General features: G+C 72.2%; 16 protein-coding genes. 3 read left to right on the top strand and 13 right to left on the bottom strand.

Annotation, left to right across the window (positions count from 1 at the left end):
* Positions 1-14: 14 nt before the first annotated feature.
* The 9 genes from ACFFBG_RS02530 to ACFFBG_RS02490 all read right to left on the bottom strand — a co-directional run bounded on the left by ACFFBG_RS02530 (position 15) and on the right by ACFFBG_RS02490 (position 9,806).
* A complete protein-coding gene (locus tag ACFFBG_RS02530) occupies positions 15-1,421 on the bottom strand; it encodes a glucose-6-phosphate dehydrogenase (NADP(+)) (RefSeq protein WP_375475278.1) in 1,407 nt (468 codons plus the stop codon).
* A 23-nt stretch (positions 1,422-1,444) separates the two neighbouring features.
* Positions 1,445-2,134 (bottom strand): prepilin peptidase, encoded by a 690-nt coding sequence (locus tag ACFFBG_RS02525; RefSeq protein WP_375475276.1) that lies wholly within the window; start codon positions 2,132-2,134, stop codon positions 1,445-1,447.
* Between the two features lie 114 nt (positions 2,135-2,248).
* Complete coding sequence (locus ACFFBG_RS02520) at positions 2,249-3,106, bottom strand: shikimate dehydrogenase (RefSeq protein ID WP_375475274.1); 858 nt, start codon at positions 3,104-3,106, stop codon at positions 2,249-2,251.
* Complete coding sequence (gene mltG / locus ACFFBG_RS02515; protein ID WP_375475272.1) at positions 3,076-4,407, bottom strand: endolytic transglycosylase MltG; 1,332 nt, start codon at positions 4,405-4,407, stop codon at positions 3,076-3,078. Before mltG ends, ACFFBG_RS02520 begins: the two co-directional genes overlap by 31 nt.
* 116 nt (positions 4,408-4,523) lie before the next feature.
* Complete coding sequence (ruvX, locus tag ACFFBG_RS02510; RefSeq protein ID WP_375475270.1) at positions 4,524-4,982, bottom strand: Holliday junction resolvase RuvX; 459 nt, start codon at positions 4,980-4,982, stop codon at positions 4,524-4,526.
* 3 nt (positions 4,983-4,985) lie between these two features.
* Positions 4,986-7,718, bottom strand: coding sequence for an alanine--tRNA ligase (gene alaS / locus ACFFBG_RS02505; protein WP_375475268.1), 2,733 nt, complete (start codon positions 7,716-7,718; stop codon positions 4,986-4,988).
* A gap of 30 nt (positions 7,719-7,748) precedes the next feature.
* A complete protein-coding gene (locus tag ACFFBG_RS02500; RefSeq protein ID WP_375475266.1) occupies positions 7,749-7,985 on the bottom strand; it encodes a hypothetical protein in 237 nt (78 codons plus the stop codon).
* Positions 7,985-8,458 carry a DUF948 domain-containing protein gene (locus ACFFBG_RS02495; RefSeq protein WP_375475264.1) on the bottom strand — a complete coding sequence of 158 codons (474 nt, stop codon included), beginning with the start codon at positions 8,456-8,458 and terminating at the stop codon, positions 7,985-7,987. The genes ACFFBG_RS02500 and ACFFBG_RS02495 overlap by 1 nt, the downstream gene beginning before the upstream one ends.
* 79 nt (positions 8,459-8,537) lie before the next feature.
* Positions 8,538-9,806 carry a replication-associated recombination protein A gene (locus ACFFBG_RS02490; RefSeq protein ID WP_375476215.1) on the bottom strand — a complete coding sequence of 423 codons (1,269 nt, stop codon included), beginning with the start codon at positions 9,804-9,806 and terminating at the stop codon, positions 8,538-8,540.
* A 137-nt stretch (positions 9,807-9,943) separates the two neighbouring features.
* Between ACFFBG_RS02490 and ACFFBG_RS02485 the strand changes: the two genes are divergently transcribed.
* Positions 9,944-10,597 (top strand): hypothetical protein, encoded by a 654-nt coding sequence (locus tag ACFFBG_RS02485; protein ID WP_375475262.1) that lies wholly within the window; start codon positions 9,944-9,946, stop codon positions 10,595-10,597.
* On the opposite strand, the gene aspS is transcribed toward ACFFBG_RS02485, so the two are convergent.
* Genes aspS through ACFFBG_RS02470 form a run of 3 tightly spaced genes read right to left on the bottom strand, consistent with a single transcriptional unit; the run spans position 10,594 to position 14,452 of the window.
* Positions 10,594-12,420, bottom strand: coding sequence for an aspartate--tRNA ligase (gene aspS, locus ACFFBG_RS02480; RefSeq protein WP_375475260.1), 1,827 nt, complete (start codon positions 12,418-12,420; stop codon positions 10,594-10,596). The genes ACFFBG_RS02485 and aspS overlap by 4 nt on opposite strands.
* A complete protein-coding gene (hisS, locus tag ACFFBG_RS02475) occupies positions 12,417-13,793 on the bottom strand; it encodes a histidine--tRNA ligase (RefSeq protein ID WP_375475258.1) in 1,377 nt (458 codons plus the stop codon). Before hisS ends, aspS begins: the two co-directional genes overlap by 4 nt.
* On the bottom strand, positions 13,793-14,452 hold the full coding sequence (locus tag ACFFBG_RS02470; protein ID WP_375475256.1) for an MBL fold metallo-hydrolase: 660 nt from the start codon (positions 14,450-14,452) through the stop codon (positions 13,793-13,795). The genes hisS and ACFFBG_RS02470 overlap by 1 nt, the downstream gene beginning before the upstream one ends.
* A gap of 196 nt (positions 14,453-14,648) precedes the next feature.
* Here ACFFBG_RS02470 and ACFFBG_RS02465 point away from each other — a divergent pair, with 196 nt between their 5' ends.
* Both ACFFBG_RS02465 and ACFFBG_RS02460 read left to right on the top strand, forming a co-directional pair.
* Entirely contained in the window at positions 14,649-15,407 is a 759-nt protein-coding gene (locus ACFFBG_RS02465) for an FKBP-type peptidyl-prolyl cis-trans isomerase (protein WP_375475254.1), read from the top strand.
* 3 nt (positions 15,408-15,410) lie between these two features.
* A complete protein-coding gene (locus tag ACFFBG_RS02460) occupies positions 15,411-16,280 on the top strand; it encodes a peptidylprolyl isomerase (protein ID WP_375475252.1) in 870 nt (289 codons plus the stop codon).
* 119 nt (positions 16,281-16,399) lie between these two features.
* Here ACFFBG_RS02460 and ACFFBG_RS02455 read toward each other — a convergent pair whose 3' ends face one another.
* Complete coding sequence (locus tag ACFFBG_RS02455) at positions 16,400-16,762, bottom strand: hypothetical protein (RefSeq protein WP_375475250.1); 363 nt, start codon at positions 16,760-16,762, stop codon at positions 16,400-16,402.
* Positions 16,763-16,891: the final 129 nt, after the last annotated feature.

Raw genomic sequence — 16,891 nt, 5'->3', positions numbered from 1 at the left:
CTGCCAAAGATCGGCTATTCGCCGGCGAGCCAGCCGTCCGGCGCGGCCAATTCCTGCGCCGCGGCCGGGCCCCACGAGCCCTTCGGGTAGGGCTGCGGCCGCGGCGGGTCGTCCAGCAGCGGGCCGGCGGCCGCCCAGACCGCCGCCAGGCCGTCCGGCCGGGTGAACAGCGACCGGTCGCCGACCAGGACGTCGTGGATCAGCCGCACGTAGGGCGGCAGCGGGTCGCCGTCGGGCAGAGACTCGAGCTTCAGGCCGATGTCGGCGACGTCCAGCTGAAGCTCCGGGCCGGGCCGCTTGGCCACCAGCTGGATCTCGATCGCGCCGTTGCCGCTGAGGTCGAGGGTGAGCACGTTGCCGTTCTTCGGCACGTCGGCCATCGTGCCGGTCGGCTGGCGCAGGATCAGGCTGACCCGCTGCTTGCTCTCGGCGAGCTCCTTGCCGGTGCGCAGCAGGAACGGCACGTCCTGCCAGCGCTCGTTGTCGACCCACAGCCGTGCGGCGACGTAGGTGTCCGTCGTCGAGTCGTCGGCGATGCCGTCGATGTCGGTGTAGCCCTCGAACTGGCCGAGCACGACGTCTTTCGGGTCGAGCGGCCGGAAGCAGCCGATGACCTCCTCGCGGGCGGCCTGCAGGTCCTCGGCGCCCAGCGACTTCGGCTTCTCCATCGCCACCTCGGCGGCGACCTGGAACAGGTGGGTGACCAGCATGTCGAGCACCGCGCCGGTGGCGTCGTAGAACTCGGCGCGGTCCTCGACGCCCAGGTTCTCCGGCACGTCGATCTGCACGGCGCGGACGTGCTCACGGCCCCAGACCGCGTCGAACAGCCCGTTCGCGAACCGCAGGACGTGCAGGTTCTGGGTGGCTTCCTTGCCGAGGAAGTGGTCGATGCGGAAGACCTGCTTCTCGTCCAGCACCTTGTGCACCATCTCGTCCAACTCGCGGAAGTTCTTCGCCGAGGTGCCGAACGGCTTCTCATAGACCACCCGCGCGCCCTTCGCGAGATCGTGTTCGCCGAGCCCCTCGGTGATGCGCGCGAAGGCGGACGGCGGCACCGCGAGGTAGTGGACGAGCTGGGCGTCCTCGCCCACCTCTTCGCGCGACTCCTCGAGCACGTCGAGCAGGCTGCCCGGGTCGGCCTTCTCGAAGCCGCCGCCGGCGAAGCGCAGCCGCTTCTTGAACTCCTCCCACGGGCCGTCTTCCGGCTTGGGCCCGAACTCGGCCAGCACATCGTGCACGTGCCCCTGGAAGTCGAGGTGCGAGACGTCGCCTCGGCCGTTGCCGACGAGCAACCACTTCTCGGGCAGCAGATCTTCGACGGCGAGCTTGAAGAACGCCGGGAGCACCATCCGCTTGGCGAGGTCGCCGGTCGCGCCGAACAGGACGAAGACGGTGGGTCCGGGCCGAGTTGCGTCGCTCATGTGCTCGACAGTAGGGGGACGCGTCAGGACGCCGACACGGGCGCCAGGTCGACTGCCAGCTCGAGCAGCGCGCCGGCCAACAGCATCGGGCCGAAGGCGAGATGGGTCTTCAGCGTGGCGCGGCGGACGACCAGCAGCGCCACGGCGAGCACCGCGCCCAGGACGAAACCGCCGAGCAGGCCGTAGTACACCTGGCGCCAACCGAACCAGCCGAGGTATCCCCCGAGCACGCCGCCGAGCTTGACGTCGCCGAAGCCGAGGGAGCGCGGCGCGGCGAACCACAGCAGGAACAGCACGGCGAACACGCCAGCGGCGCCTTCCGCGGCGTGCAGCAGCGGCGCCCACGTGTCCCGGATCGCGGCGGCGAGGGTCAGCAGCGCCGCGCCGGCTGCGGCCGCCGGGACGACCAGTCGGTCGGGCAGGCGATGGTGTTCGACGTCAATCACCACGAGGGGCGTGCCGATCAGCGCAAGCGCCAGCAAGGCGGGCAGCAGCGCGCTCCAGCCCGCGGCGGCCCCTGCCAGCGCGCCCAGAGCGGCGGCGACTGACGCGCAGGCCGCGGTGCGGCGCGGCCCGGCCGAGGCGCCGCGCCACCACGCGGCGGCCGCCCGGTCCGGGGCGGTCAGCGTGAGCCGGGCGAGGTACGGCGCGCTCGCCGCGCAGCCGAGCGCGCCGGCGACGCTTGCGGCCACCGTCGCGCTCGCCGTGCTCACGGCCGAGGAGCTTAGGCGCTTCGCCGGCTCGTCAGGGTCGGACCTGTGGACGACGCAGTAGCGGCGCGGCGCGGCGGCGACACGCCGCGGCCCGCGCCGCCACGGGGCCAAGGCTCAGAGGTCGGTGGTGGGCAGCGCGGCGGCGAGCGCGGCGCGCATCGCGGACACCGGCGCCTCCTGGCCGGTCATCAGCGACACCTGCGCGGCCGCCTGGTGCAGCAGCAGCAACGCGCCGCTCACCACCCGCGCCCCGCCGGCGTCGGCCGCGGCAGCGAGCGCCGTCGGCCAGGGCGAGTAAACGACGTCGAACACCGTCTGCCCGGGCGTCCACCGCCGGGCGGCCAGCGGGTCAGCGACGCCGGCTGGCAGCGTCGAGATCACCAGGTCGGCGCCGAATTCGGGCGCTTCGGCCGCCAGCGGCCGGAAGGCCAACCCCACGCCGAGCCGTTCGGCGACGGCTCGCACACCGTCGGCGCGGGCCGGGTCGCGGACGAGCACCGAGCAGGCGTCCACCCCGAGCACGGTGAGGGCGGCCAGCGCCGCCTGCGCGGTTCCGCCGGCGCCGAGGATGGTCACGGATCGCGGCGCCACCGCGTGCTCGGCGAGCGCCGCGACGATGCCGGCGACGTCGGTGTTGTCCGCCGCCCAGCCGCCGCTGGCTGAGCCGCCGGCCGGCAGCAGCGTGTTGGCGGCGCCGACAGCCGCGGCGACCGGCCGCACCTCGTCAGCGACGTCGAGCAGCGCGCGCTTGAGCGGCATCGTGCAGGAGAACCCGGCCCAGTCGGCGCGTTCGGCGAGCACGGCGGGCAGCTCCGCGACGCCGCAGTCGATCGCGGTGTAGGTCCAGTCGAGGCCGAGCTCGGCGTACGCCGACCGGTGCAGCAACGGCGACAGGGAATGCGCCACCGGCCGGCCGAGCACCGCGGCCGACCGCGCGCCGCTCAGCCGCAGCCCCAGTGATTCGCCTCGCACTTCACGCGCGCGGCCTCGAACTGCTTGTCGGTCGAGTAGAAGCCGAGGTGCCCGGCGGCGTCGGCGTTGACGTAGTAGAGCCAGTCGCCCTTGGCCGGCTGGGCCGCGCCGGTGAGCGCCTCGGCGCCGGGGTTGCCGATCGGAGTCGGCGGCAGGCCGTCGGTGTTGTAGGTGTTGTACGGACCTGGAATGTCCTTGTAGATGACCTTCGCCGGGTCGAGGCCACGCAGCTTCGCGGCGTAGGCGCTGGTCGCGTCGATCTGCAGCGGCATCTTCGCCGCGAGCCGGTTCAGGATCACCCGCGCCACCTTGGCGAAGTCGGCTGGGAACTTCGCCTCCGCCTGCGCTATCGAGGCGATGATCAGCTCCTGGTACGGCGTGATGCCGAGCGCCTTGGCGCTGGCGGTGAAGTCGGTCTGCCGCGCCTCGTCGGTGAACTTGCTGATCATCGCCTGCAGCGCGTCGGCAGGCGCGGTCTTGTCGGCGAAGTAGTAGGTCGCGGGGTAGAGGAAGCCCTCGACCGAGGTCGGCGTCTTGCCGTCGACGGTGTAGTCGCTCGGCAGGCCCAAAGTGCTCGCGTGCGCGAATGCCACGCGCACCGCGGCGACGCTCATGCCCGGCCCGCACTGGGCGTCCTTCGGCGAGCTGGCCGTGCACGGCGCGGCGGTGAGCCGCTTCTGCACGTCGAGGATCGTCGCGCCCTCGATGACCAGCACGTCCGCGTTCACCCGGGCCGACGGGCTGAGCAGCAACGACACCGCGCTGGTCGCCGACATGTGTTTGCGCAGCCGGTACGAGCCCGCCTGGATGGTCTGCGACTTCGCGTTGTCCGACGCCGCGTTGGTGAACGCCTTGACGCTCGCGACAACGCCTGCTTTGCGCAGCGTCGCCCCGATCGCGGTGGCGTCGTCGTCGGCACGCACGGTGACGATCACCGCGCCGGACCCGCTGCCGGAGTAGTCGCTCGGGCTGAAGTAGTGATACAGCGGCACCGCGATGAACCAGACTGCGGCGACGACCACGACGACGAGCAACGGGATGAGGATCGCGAACACGCGTCGGTTGCGGCGCCGGCGATTCCTGGCGACCCGGCCGTCGGCGTCCGGCGCGGGATCTCGGTCGCGCCGGGAGCCCCGCGTGCGGCCTGGCGGGTCGTCGTACTCGGTCGCCGCGTAACCGTCGAAGAAGGACGAATCGCCCTCCGTTTCCGAGAACTGCTCGGCGTCGTGAGCGGTTCCGTCCGCGCGATGGCCGGCGCTGGAGTGGGAACCGGTCGTCGACTCGCGGTCGCGCTGACTCACTCCTGATCGCTCCGTTCGACGTTCGTCGTTCGTCGTGCGTCCGGCGAAAGCCGTGCCACCCTTCGTGCTCCAGTCCTGCCGTGCTCCAGTCTTGTTCTGCCCAGTCCCGCTGCCGCTCAGCCGCGGCGGCGCAGATCCAACCAGTGCTGCAGCAATTCGACCGCCGCTGCCTGGTCGATGACCGCCCGACCGGCAGGCCCCCGGACGCCGCCGTCGGAGAGCCTACGCTGCGCCGAGACGGTGGTGAGCCGCTCGTCCAGGTACGTCACCGGTCGCGGCGCGACCCGCGCGGCGAGCAGCTCGCCGTAGCCGCGGGCCATCGCCGCCGACGCACCTTCGCGGTTCGCCAGCGTGCGCGGCAAGCCCACCACGACGCCGACGGCCTCGTGCTCGACGAGCAGGTCGGCCAGCTCGGCGATGTCGCGATTACCGCGGGCGTCGCGGCGCAACGTGGCCACCGGCACCGCCAGCACGCCGCGCGGGTCGCAGCGCGCGACGCCGACCCGCACCGTCCCCACGTCCACCGCGAACCACACGCCGGGCGCCTCGTTCGCGCCCGATCCGCCGTCGCCCACCGCTCAACCCGCGGTCAGCGCCGACACAGCCGCCAGGGCGGCCGCGAAGGCGTCGTCCAGCTTGGCCGCGTCGCCGCCGGCGCCCTGCGCGAGGTCGGCCCTGCCGCCGCCGCGGGCGCCGAGGACCGGCGCGAAGGCGCGGACGATCTCGCCGGCCGTCAGCCCGCTCGACTGGCCCGCGTCGTTGACCGCGGCGACGAATGCCGCGCCGCCCTTGTCGTCCGGCGAGGCGAGCAGGACGACCGCCGGGTCGCCGTGCCGCAGCCGGCCGCGGACGTCGAGGGCGAGCGCGCGCAGGTCGTTGCCGCCCACGCCGGCCGGCGCCTGCGCGGCGACGAACTGCACCGCCCCGACCGATTCGGCCTGGCCGGCAAGCGTGCCGGCGCTGGACAGCACCGCGGCCGCCCGCAGCTTGTCCAGCTCGCGCTCGGCGCTCTTCAGCCGGCCGAGCACGCCGTCGATGCGCTCGGGCAGCTCGTCGGGCTGCGCCCGGAATTCCCCCGCGAGCTGGGTGACGAGCACGTGCTCGCGGGCGAGGTAGCGAAACGCGTCCATGCCGACGAGCGCCTCGACGCGACGCACGCCGGCGCCGATCGAGGACTCGCCGAGCAGCTTCACCATGCCGATGACCGAGCTGCGCGGCACGTGCGTGCCGCCGCAGAGCTCGCGCGAGTAGTCGCCGATCTCGACGACCCGCACGGCGTCGCCGTACTTCTCGCCGAACATCGCGATCGCGCCGAGCCGCTTTGCCTCGGCCTGGTCGGTGACGAACCAGCGCACCTCCAGATCGCGCAGCAGCACCTCGTTGATCTCGTCCTCGACCTCGCCGAGCACGCTCGCCGGGACGGCGGACGGCGTGGTGAAGTCGAAGCGCAGCCGTCCCGGCGCGTTCAGCGAGCCCGCCTGCGCCGCGGTGTCACCGAGCGTGCGGCGCAACCCCGCGTGCAGCAGGTGGGTGGCGGAGTGGCTGCGCGACACCGCGGCGCGGCGCTCGGGGTCGACCTGCGCGAGCACGAGATCGCCGGGGCGCACCTCGCCGGACAGGACCGTCACCCGGTGGGTGATCAGCCCGGGCACCGGCTGCTGCACGTCGACGACCCTCAGCTCGGCCTCGCGGCCGGCCGCGTTGACGGTGATCCGCCCCCAGTCGGCCTGCTGGCCGCCGCCCTCGGCGTAGAACGGGGTCGCGTCGAGGACGATTTCGACGTCGTCGCCCTCGCCCGCGGCCGGCAGCAGCCCGGCCGAGCCGTCCGCGCTCTCGCCGATGACCGACGCGACGACCGCCTCGCGGCTGATCTCGTAGTAGCCGGTGAAGTTCGTCGAGTCGCCGGCGTCGCGCGCGGAGCGGTAGAGCGACAGGTCGGCGTGCGCGGTCTTCTTCGCCTTCGCGTCCCGCTTGCCCGCCTCGCGCTGCTCGGTCATCAGCCGCCGGAAACCGTCCTCGTCCACGGCGATGCCTTGCTCGGCGGCCATCTCGAGGGTGAGGTCGATCGGGAAGCCGTACGTGTCGTGCAGCTGGAACGCCTTGTCCCCGGACAGCCGCGTGCCGCCGGCCGCCTTCGTCTGCGCCACCGCGACGTCCAAGATCGTCGTGCCCGCGCGCAACGTCTGCAGGAAGGCCTCTTCCTCGGCATAGGCGTAGGTGGAGATCCGCTCGAAGTCCGTCGCGAGCTCGGGATAGGACGGGGACATCGCGTCGCGGGACACCGGCAGCAGGTGCGGCAGCACCGGCTCCTGCACGCCGAGCAGCCGCATCGCGCGGATGGCCCGGCGCATGATCCGGCGCAGCACGTAGCCGCGGCCCTCGTTGGACGGCGTCACACCGTCGCCGATCAGCATCAGCGCGGTGCGGACGTGGTCGGCGACGACGCGCAGCCGCACGTCGTCCGGATGCGACTGGCTCGCCGCGTGCCCGGAGTGCGCGCCGTAGACCTTGCCGGCCAGCTCCGCGGCTCGGTCGAGCACCGGCCGCGTCTCGTCGATCTCGTAGAGGTTGTCGACGCCCTGCAGCAGCGCCGCCATCCGCTCCATGCCCATGCCGGTGTCGATGTTCTTACGCGGCAGCTCGCCCAGGACCGGAAAGTCGGACTTGCCCGGACCGCTCTGCGGGCCGCGCTCGTTCTGCATGAAGACGAGGTTCCAGAATTCCATGTAACGGTCCTCGTCGACCGCCGGGCCGCCTTCGACCCCGTAGTCCGAGCCGCGGTCGTAGTACAGCTCGCTGCACGGGCCGCACGGGCCGGCAATGCCCATCGACCAGAAGTTGTCGTCCATGCCCTTGCGCACTATGCGCTCCAGCGGCACGCCGATCTGCTTGTGCCAGATGTCGATCGCCTCGTCGTCGTCGAGGTAGACGGTCGCCCAGATGCGCTCGGCGTCCAGGCCGAATCCACCGTCGTCGACCGAGCGCGTCGACAGGTCCCAGGCGAGCTGGATCGCGCCTTCCTTAAAGTAGTCGCCGAAGCTGAAGTTGCCGTTCATCTGGAAGAACGTGCCGTGCCGGGTGGTCTTGCCGACCTCGTCGATGTCCGGCGTGCGGATGCACTTCTGGATGCTCGTCGCGCGCTGCCACGGCGCGCTCTGCTGACCGACGAAGTACGGCACGAACTGAACCATGCCGGCGTTGACGAACAGCAGGTTCGGGTCCTCGAACGGCAGCGGCGCGCTCGGCACCACCGTGTGCCCGTTGCGCTCAAAATGGCCGAGGAAGCGCGCCCGGATGTCCGCAGATCTCACCGTGCCACTGTGCCAGACACGCGGCGGCGGTTATTCGGTCGCTGACCCGTCGAGACCGGTGCTCTCGCGCAGCTGGGTCTCGCGGTCGCGCATTGCGTCCCGGACGTCGTCGCCGAAGTCGCGGATCGCGTCGGCGAGTTCGGCGAGCCCGGCGCCGAAGCCGGTCGCGAGGCTGCGCGGGGTCAGCCGTTCGACGGCCTTGGACAGCTTGCGGACGACCAGCGCGCCGATGGTGACGCCCATCGCCAGCCAGAACAGCCGGCGCATCAGTCGCCGGCTCCCCCGCTGCTCGGGCCGCCATTGCTGCCACTGCCACTGCCACTGCCACTGCCGCCGCGGACCGCCCGCCGGTCGGTGCGGTGCTTGCGTCGGGCGGCGCGCACGGCGTCGGCGTCGCGCCGGTCGGACACCGTCTTGCGCACGCCGTAGGTGAACGCGGCCGCCTTGATCATCGGGCTGCCGAGCGTGCTGGACACGACGGCGGTCATCGCGGCGACGTTGGTGGTCATCGAGTTGACGTTCTTGGCGATGCCCTCGACCTGCACAAGTTGCGTGTTCAGCGCCTCGACGGTGCTCTGCGCGTCGCGCAGCAACGGCCCGACCCCCTCGTGCGTCTTGCGCACCGCCAGGGTGGCCTCGTCGAGCGTCCGGCCGACCTTGAGCAGCGGGACGGCGAGCAGCAGCACGAGCAGGACGAACGCGCCCGCCGCGACGAGCGCGGCGATTTCGCCGCCGGACATTGGGGGCTCCCTTGGTGTGCGGGGTGCGCCGAGTCGGGCGCGCAGCGACCCTATCTGGTCGCAGCTCGCGCTTGGACGGTCAGGACCGCTGCGGCCGGCCGCGCACGACGGCGCGCAGCCGTTCGAGCCGCTCGGCCACCGCCCGCTCGGCGCCCCGCCCGGCTGGCGTGTAGTAGTCGCGGCCGACGAGCTCGTCCGGCGGGTACTGCTGGGTCACGACGCCGTCCGGGGTGTCCGGCGGGTACACGTACCGCTCGCCGGCGCCCAACTTGCGCGCGCCGGGGTAGTGGCTGTCGCGCAGCGCCGGCGGAACGGATCCGGCGAGCCCGTCGCGGACGTCGGCCTGCGCGGCGTCGATGGCGCGCACGACGCCGTTCGACTTCGGCGCGAGCGCGAGGTGCAGCGTCGCCTGCGCGAGGTTGATCCGCGCCTCAGGCAGCCCGATGAGCTGCACGGCTTGCGCGGCCGCGGTGGCGGCGAGCAGCGCGGTGGGGTCGGCGAGACCGACGTCCTCCGAGGCGTGCACCACCAGCCGTCGGGCGATGAACCGTGGATCCTCCCCAGCCTCGAGCATCCGCGCCAGATAGTGCAACGCGGCGTCTGGGTCCGAGCCGCGGATCGACTTGATGAAGGCGCTGACCACGTCGTAGTGCTGGTCGCCGTCGCGGTCGTAACGCACCGCCGCGGAGTCGACCGCCTTCTCGAGGGTGGCGAGGTCGACTGCGTCCCGGCCTTCTGCGAGCACCGTCCCGGCAGCCGCTTCGAGGGCGGTGAGCGCGCGGCGGGCGTCGCCGCCGGCCAGCCGGAGCAGGTGGGCGCGCGCGTCGGCGTCGAGCGTGACGGCGCCGGCCAGCCCGCGCTCGTCGGCGAGCGCGCGGTCGACGAGCGTCTCGACGGCCCGCTCGTCCAGCGGCTGCAGGGTCAGCAGCAGACTGCGCGAGAGCAGCGGCGACACGATCGAGAAGAACGGGTTCTCGGTCGTCGCCGCCACCAGCGTGACGTGCCGGGCCTCGACAGCGCCGAGCAGCGAATCCTGCTGGGTCTTGGAGAAGCGGTGGATCTCGTCGATGAACAGCACGGTCTGCCGGCCTGCGTGGGTGAGCTCGGCCTTCGCCCGCGCGATGATCTCGCGGACGTCTTTCACCCCGGCGTTCAAGGCGGACAGCTGCTCGAAGCGGCGGTTGGTCGCGCTGCTGACGATCAGCGCGAGCGTGGTCTTTCCCGTGCCGGGCGGGCCGAAGAGGATCAGCGACATCGGCGCGTCGCCCTCGACCAGCCGGCGCAGCGGCGAGCCGGGCGCCAGCAGATGCTCCTGGCCGACGACCTCGTCCAGCGTGCGCGGACGCATCCGGGCCGCGAGCGGCGCGCTGGCGTCGACCGCCGGCAGCGCGTCCGGGCGCCTGTCGGCGCGGGCGTCCGGCTCGAACAGCGTCACCGGCACAGCGTAGGTGGCACGGCGTTCGGCGCGTGCTCTAGCGTCGAGTGGTGGAGCAGCGCTTCGACGGCGCGATCGCGGGGCTGGGGACGACGTCCGGCGTCCGGCTGGTCGTCGGCATGTGGCCGCGCAGCCCGCTCGGCCCGATCGCCGACGTGATGGTCGAGCGGCCGGACGGCCACCGCATCCTGGTCGCGCCGAGCGCGCAGGCAGCCGACTACATCGCCGGCACGTACTCCTTCGACGAGGTGCGCGTCGAGCCGACCGCGCACCGGATCACCGGCGCGGTCTGGTCGGTCGCCGCCGACACCGTGCGGGTGAGCTTCGCGGTCGGCCGGCGCACGGCGCTCGGCCAGTTGCTCTCGCTCGTGCCCCGGCCGGTGGCCCGCAATCGGGCGTGGTGCGCCGCGCTCGATCCGATCGCGAGCCGCGTCAAGCCCGGCGTGCACACCGTCGGCAGCGCCGGCAACGGCCGGCGGGAGTACTACTGCGCGTTCGACGAGCATGCCGTCAACGCGCTCACCGCCAGCCTTGACGGCGCGGACCTCGGCGCCCTCGCCCGGGTCGAGCCGCCGGTCCGCTTCGGTTTCGGCTCCAGCCCGGCGCGGCCGTCCCTGGTCCGCGTGACCACCCGGATCACCGAGTCGTCCTCGCTTCGGCGTGCCCTGGCCCGACGAGGCGAGGACAACTCGGCGCAGTCTTAGGGCGTCTGGGCGGTCGGCAGGGACGCAGCCGATGTGGGCTGCGCGGCGGGCGTCCGCTCGCCGTCGCCCTCGGGCGTCGCGTCGACGCCGGCTTCCTTGCGCTGCGCGGGCGTGATCGGCGCCGGCGCGGCGGTCAGCGGGTCGTAGCCGCCGCCGGTCTTCGGGAAGGCGATGACGTCGCGGATCGACTCGGCGCCCGAGAGCAGCGCGCAGATGCGGTCCCAGCCGAAGGCGATGCCGCCGTGCGGCGGCGCGCCGTAGCTGAACGCGTCGAGCAGGAAGCCGAATTTGGTGCGCGCGTCCTCGTCGCTGAGGCCCATGATGCGAAAGACGCGCTCCTGGACGTCGCGGCGGTGGATACGGATCGACCCGCCGCCGATCTCGTTGCCGTTGCAGACGATGTCGTAGGCGTAGGCCAGCGCCGCGCCCGGCTCGGTGTCGAAGGTGTCCAGCGACTCCGGCTTGGGCGAGGTGAATGCGTGGTGCACCGCCGTCCACGCGCCGGCGCCCACCGCGACGTCGCCGGCGGCGACCGCGACGCTGGCCGGCTCGAACAGCGGCGCGTCGACGACCCAGACGAAGCGCCAGGCCGACTCGTCGATCAGGCCCAGCCGCCGACCGATCTCCAAGCGGGTCGCGCCGAGCAGGGCGCGCGCGGACGCCGCCGGGCCGGCGGCGAAGAACACGCAGTCGCCGGGCTGCGCGCCGACGTGCGCGACGATCCCCGCGCGCTCCGCATCCGACAGGTTCTTGGCGACCGGCCCGCCGAGCTCGCCGTCCTCGCCCACCAAGACGTAGGCGAGCCCGCGGGCGCCGCGCTGCTTGGCGAACTCCTGCCACGCGTCCAGCTGACGCCGCGGCTGGGCCGCCCCGCCGCTCATCACGACGGCCCCGACGTGCGGCGCCTGGAACACCCGGAACGGCGTGTCGGCGAAGAACTCGGTGCAGTCGACGAGCTCGAGGTCGAGGCGCAGGTCGGGCTTGTCCGAGCCGTAGCGGCGCATCGCGTCGGCGTAGGTCATCCGCTCGATCGGCGTCGGCACCTCGTAGCCAATCAGCTTCCAGAGCGCGACGACGACGTCCTCGGCGATCGCGATCACGTCGTCCTGCTCGACGAAGCTCATCTCGATGTCCAGCTGGGTGAACTCCGGCTGCCGGTCGGCGCGGAAGTCCTCGTCGCGGTAGCAGCGCGCGATCTGGAAGTACCGCTCCATGCCCGCCACCATCAGCAGCTGCTTGAACAGCTGCGGCGACTGCGGCAGCGCGTACCAGCTGCCTGGACGCAGCCGGGCCGGCACCAGGAAGTCGCGTGCCCCCTCCGGTGTGGAACGGGTCAGGGTCGGCGTCTCGATCTCGGTGAAGCCGTGCTCGTACAGCGTCTCGCGGGCGGCGCGGTTGACGTCGCTGCGCAGCCGGATCGCCGCCGCCGGCGCGGCCCGGCGCAGGTCCAGATATCGGTACTTGAGCCGAGCCTCCTCCCCCACCTCGCTGTGCGCGTCGAGCTGGAACGGCAGCGGCGCGGCCTCGTTCAACACCTGCAGCGAGGTTGCGACGACCTCGATCTCGCCGGTCGGGACGGCCGGGTTGACGTTTCCGTCCGGCCGCAGCCGGACCTCGCCGGTGACCGCGACGACCCACTCGTTGCGCAGGCCATGGGCGATCTCGTCTTCGCGCAGCACCACCTGCGCGCTGCCGGAGCGGTCGCGCAGGTCGATGAACGTGACGCCGCCGTGGTCGCGCCGGGTGGCCACCCAGCCGGCGAGGGTGACGGTCTGGCCGGCGTCGGACGCGCGGAGGCTGCCGGCGTCATGAGTGCGGATCACTGGGTCACTTCCTGACTGAGTACTTCCTGACTAAGTGCTTCCTGACTGAGTACCTGCGGGGACGCGTCGTGCGCGGGCGGCGTCCAGCTGTCCGCGTCCGCGTCGGCCTGCTCGCCGCTGCGGATGTCGCGGACGGCGTCCGGGGCGCCCGGGAACCAGACGAACGGGATGCCGCGGCGCTCGGCATAACGGATCTGCTTGCCGTACTTCTGCGGCGCGGCGGCGACCTCGGTCGCGATGCCGCGCGCCCGCAGCCGCTGGGCGAGCGCGTCGCACGCCGGCCGGGACGCGTCGTCGGGCAGCGCCACGAGCACCGCGGACGGCACCGCGCGCGAGCCGGTCAACCGGCCGCGCTGCAGCAACGGCATGAGCAGCCGGGTGACGCCGAGCGAGATGCCCACGCCGGGATAGGTCGTGCGGCCGTCCGTGGCGAGCGACTCGTACCGGCCGCCCGAGCAGATCGAGCCGATCGACTCGAAACCGGCCATCCGGGTCTCGAACACCGTCCCGGTGTAGTAGTCCAGGCCGCGGGCGATCCGCAGGTCGGCTTCGATCGTCACCCCGGCGCTGACGGCACTGACGGCGGCGCAGCCGTCGATCACCGCGGCAAGCTCGGCCAGGCCGGTGTCGAGCAGCTCGTGCTGCACGCCGAGCTCGCGGACCCGCTCGACGAAGCCGGTGTCCGGCGTGCGGATCTCGGCCAGCTGCAGGCACTTGGCGGCTTGCGCCTCGTCCAGCCCGGCGATCTCGCCGAGCTGGACGGCGATCGCGTCCGCGGGCATCTTGTCCAGCTTGTCGATCACCCGCATGACCGCCGCGGGGTCCGGCGCGCCCAGCCCGCGGTAGAAGCCCTCGATCAGCCGCCGGTTGTTCACCTGCAGCCGCAGTGGCGGCAGGAAGTCCAGCGCGCTCAGCGCCTCGGCCATCACCCGGGCGATCTCGACGTCGTGGTGGAACGGCAGCACGTCCTTCGCGACGACGTCGATGTCAGCCTGGGTGAACTCGCGGAACCGGCCCTCCTGCGGCCGTTCGCCGCGCCACGCCCGCTGAATCTGGTAACGCCGGAACGGGAACTCCAGGCGCCCGGCGTGCTCGAGCACGTAGCGGGCGAAGGGCACGGTGAGGTCGAAGTGCAGCCCGAGCCCGCCTGCGCGGTCGGACTCGCCGTCCTCGGCGTCGGCGTGCAGCCGGCGCAGCACGTAGACCTCTTTGTCGATCTCGCCCTTGGTCAGCAGCGTGTCGAGCGACTCGACCGCGGGCGTCTCGATGTGCGCGAAGCCGTGCAGCTCGAAGACCCGCCGCAGCCGGTCGAGCACGGCGTCCTCGACGACGCGCTGCTGCGGCAGCAGTTCGGGGAACCCGGACAGCGGCATTACAGCGCCTGCAGGAAGGGGTTGCTCGCGCGCTCGCGGGCGATCGAGGTGGACGGCCCGTGGCCGGGGTGGACGACGGTGGCGTCGGGCAGCGGCACGATCACGTTCGCCAGCGACGCGGTCATCTGCGCCATCGAGCCGCCGGGCAGGTCGGTGCGGCCGATGGAGCCGGCGAACAGCACGTCGCCGGAGAAGAGCACCGGCTCGTCGGGCGTGGCGGCGCCGAAGACGACCGAGCCGAGGCTGTGCCCGGGCGCGTGGGTGACGGCGAGCTCGAGGTCGGCCAGCGTGATCGAGTCCTGCGCGCCGAGCTCGCGGACGTCGTCGGGCTCGGCGAAGGTGAGGTTGCCGAACAACGGCGTGCCCACGGGCATGCCGACGCCTGACCAGGGGTCGGCCAGCTGGCTGCGGTCGGCCGGGTGGATGTAGGCGGGCACGTCGCGCGCCTGGCAGACCGGCAGCACCGAGAAGGTGTGGTCGAAGTGGCCATGGGTCAGCAGCACCGCGACGGGGTGCAGCCGGTGCTGGGCGAGCACCTCGTCCAGCTGGCCGGTGACGCCGATGCCGGGGTCGATGACGACGCACTGCTCGCCGGCGGCCGGCGCCACGACCCAACAGTTCGTGTCGGTCGCCGCGGAAGGGAAGCCCGCGATCAACACGGTGAGCAGCTCCTGGTGAGTCGGGTCCCGACAATCCGGCGGTTCGGCGTCGGTGCACAGCCAGCGTATCGAGCGCCGCCACCGCGAACCGCGACCCACGCACAGCGATGACACACCGGGCGCTTCGGAGTGGTTTCGTAGACTGCCGAGGTTTGGCCGATCGTCCGACTCGGCTGCCCGCGTACCCGCCCGATGCATGCGAAGGAACCTCGTGCCGACCAACCAGCAACGCCGTGACGCCGAACGACGCCGGTTGCAGCGCCAGCTCGAGGAGCGCCGAGCCAAGGAGATCGCGCGCCGGCGGTTCACGCTGATCGCCTCGGTGGTGGGCACGGTCGTCGTGATCGCCGGCGTCGTGATCGGCATCGTCGTGGCGACGTCCGGCGACGACGCGAAGCCGAAGGCCGGCAGCGCCGCGAGCGGCGCGTCGAGCCCCGCCGCGAGCGGCGCGGCCAGTAGCAGCGCCGCGCCGGCTCAGGCGGACCCCCCTGCGGCGTGCACGACCGTCAAGGCCAGCTCGTCCGGGTCGGTCAGCTTCGACGGCGTCACGATCAGCAACGGTCCGGATCTGAAGGCCGCGCCGAAGATCACCGCGAAGGGCGCGGCCGACCCCAAGGCGCTCGAATGCGCCGACGTCGTCGTCGGCAGCGGCACGGCGGCGAAGTCCACCTCGACGGTGGCGGTCCAATACTCCGGCGTGCTCTACAAAACCGGCGCCGCCTTCGACTCGTCGTGGAAGGACACCGGCAAACCGGTGTCGTTCTCGCTGGCCCAGGTCGTGCCCGGCTTCTCCGAAGGCATCGGCGGCGCCGGCAAGCTCGCCCCGATGAAGGTGGGCGGCCGGCGGATCTTGATCCTGCCGTCCGTGCTTGGTTACGGGTCGGCCGGCCAGGGTTCGACGATCCCGCCGAACGCGCCGCTCGTCTTCGTCGTGGACCTGACGAAGGTCAGCTGAGCGGTGCCGACGGACAAGCAGCGCCGCGCCGCCGAGCGTCGCCGCCTCCAACGCCAGCTCGAACGGCGACGCGAGCGCGACATTCGGCGCCGCCGGGTCACTTTGGTCGCCTCGATCATCGGCGCGCTCGCGGTGATCGGCGTGGTCGTCGGCTTTCTGATCGCGACCGGGGACGACGACAAGAAACCGGCTGCTGCCAAGAAACCGACCACCTCGTCGTCCGCGTCGCCGTCAGCGTCGTCACCGGCCGCGCCGTCCACCAGCGCGTCGGCCGCTCCGATCACGACGACCGGAGCGTGCAAGTACCAGTCGGTGACCGGCCAGGCCGCGTTGAAGAACGTCGGCGTGCCGCCCGACCCGGCGAAGCTGGTGACGACCGACGAGCAGGTCGTCTTCACGACCAACCGTGGCGTGATCAAGGCGACGCTGGACGGCAAGCTCGCGCCCTGCAACACCCAGGCGCTGACGTATCTGATCAAGAAGAAGTTCTACGACAACACGCCGTGCCCGCGGGTGGTCGACTCCGGCATCTACGTCGTGCAGTGCGGCTCGGGCGGGTCGAGCACCGCCGGCGGCCCGACGTTCACCAGCCCGGACGAGAACACCGCGAAGGCCGACTACGCCGCCGGCGCGATCGCGATCGCGAACACTGGCGCGGCGCACACCGGCTCGAGCCAGTTCTTCTTCATCACGCAGGACAGCAACTCCGGCCTGCAGAAGTCGTACACGCTCGTCGGGCACGTCACCCAGGGACTCACGATCCTGCAGGCCGTGGCGAAGGGCGGCAACGACGGCTCGTCCGCCGCGGGCGGCGGCACACCGAAGCTCAGCCTCGTCTTCGAGAAGGTGACCGTCCGCCCGATCGCCGGCTGACACGCTCGAAAAAAATGCCGGGCCGGCCGCGCTTCACGTCAGTGGTCAGTTGCACCGGTCAATGGTCAGCAAGACGCGACCACTGACAGCGCAAGTGACCACTGACGCGGCGGATCATGTCAACGCAGCGGGCAGATCTGCAAGTCAGTCCGATGCTGGCAGGTCGGTGAAGCGGACCAGAGAGCCGACGTTGTCAGGCGCGCCTTATCGCCTGGGAACAGCGATCCGCCTTTGCGGACCGCAATGAACCGACACCAAGGCGGATGGCTGGCGCCACCGAGCAGAAATCCTCGTGACTCGATGCCGGCGACCGCCGTAATCGACGCGTTGCGAAACGGCGCGACCATGCCGGCCGTGACAAGCTCGAACGCTTGGGCGTCGCGGAAAACGCGCCACACGTCGGCGTGGCCGGCGTGCCATTGGAACGTGCGCAACAACGCGGCCCTGCCGGCGGTGAGCTCAGGCTGTGGAAGTCCCTGCACGTTCGACGACTCTGCCTGCTGCCTTCGCTCACGTCGAGGCGAACTCGTTCGGTGGCAGGCCGAAACTCGCTGACCGGTGTCCGGCAGCCGAGGTCTCGCGCCGTCTGGCGTTCAGGTCGCTCATGGCCG

The sequence above is a fragment of the uncultured Jatrophihabitans sp. genome (assembly GCF_964251945.1).
Lineage (GTDB): Bacteria > Actinomycetota > Actinomycetes > Mycobacteriales > Jatrophihabitantaceae > Jatrophihabitans.
The sequence above is the reverse complement of the archived record's forward strand: the minus strand, read 5'-3'. Positions and strand labels throughout refer to the sequence as shown.

Bases quoted from the DNA above. Each gene is read 5' to 3' on its own strand.
- hisS (WP_375475258.1), bottom strand. From the start codon at position 13,793: ATGCCGCTGTCCGGGTTCCCCGAACTGCTGCCGCAGCAGCGCGTCGTC.
- ACFFBG_RS02495 (WP_375475264.1), bottom strand. From the start codon at position 8,458: ATGTCCGGCGGCGAAATCGCCGCGCTCGTCGCGGCGGGCGCGTTCGTC.
- ACFFBG_RS02500 (WP_375475266.1), bottom strand. From the start codon at position 7,985: ATGCGCCGGCTGTTCTGGCTGGCGATGGGCGTCACCATCGGCGCGCTG.
- ACFFBG_RS02465 (WP_375475254.1), top strand. From the start codon at position 14,649: ATGCGAAGGAACCTCGTGCCGACCAACCAGCAACGCCGTGACGCCGAA.
- ACFFBG_RS02490 (WP_375476215.1), bottom strand. From the start codon at position 9,806: ATGCGTCCGCGCACGCTGGACGAGGTCGTCGGCCAGGAGCATCTGCTG.
- ACFFBG_RS02530 (WP_375475278.1), bottom strand. From the start codon at position 1,421: ATGAGCGACGCAACTCGGCCCGGACCCACCGTCTTCGTCCTGTTCGGC.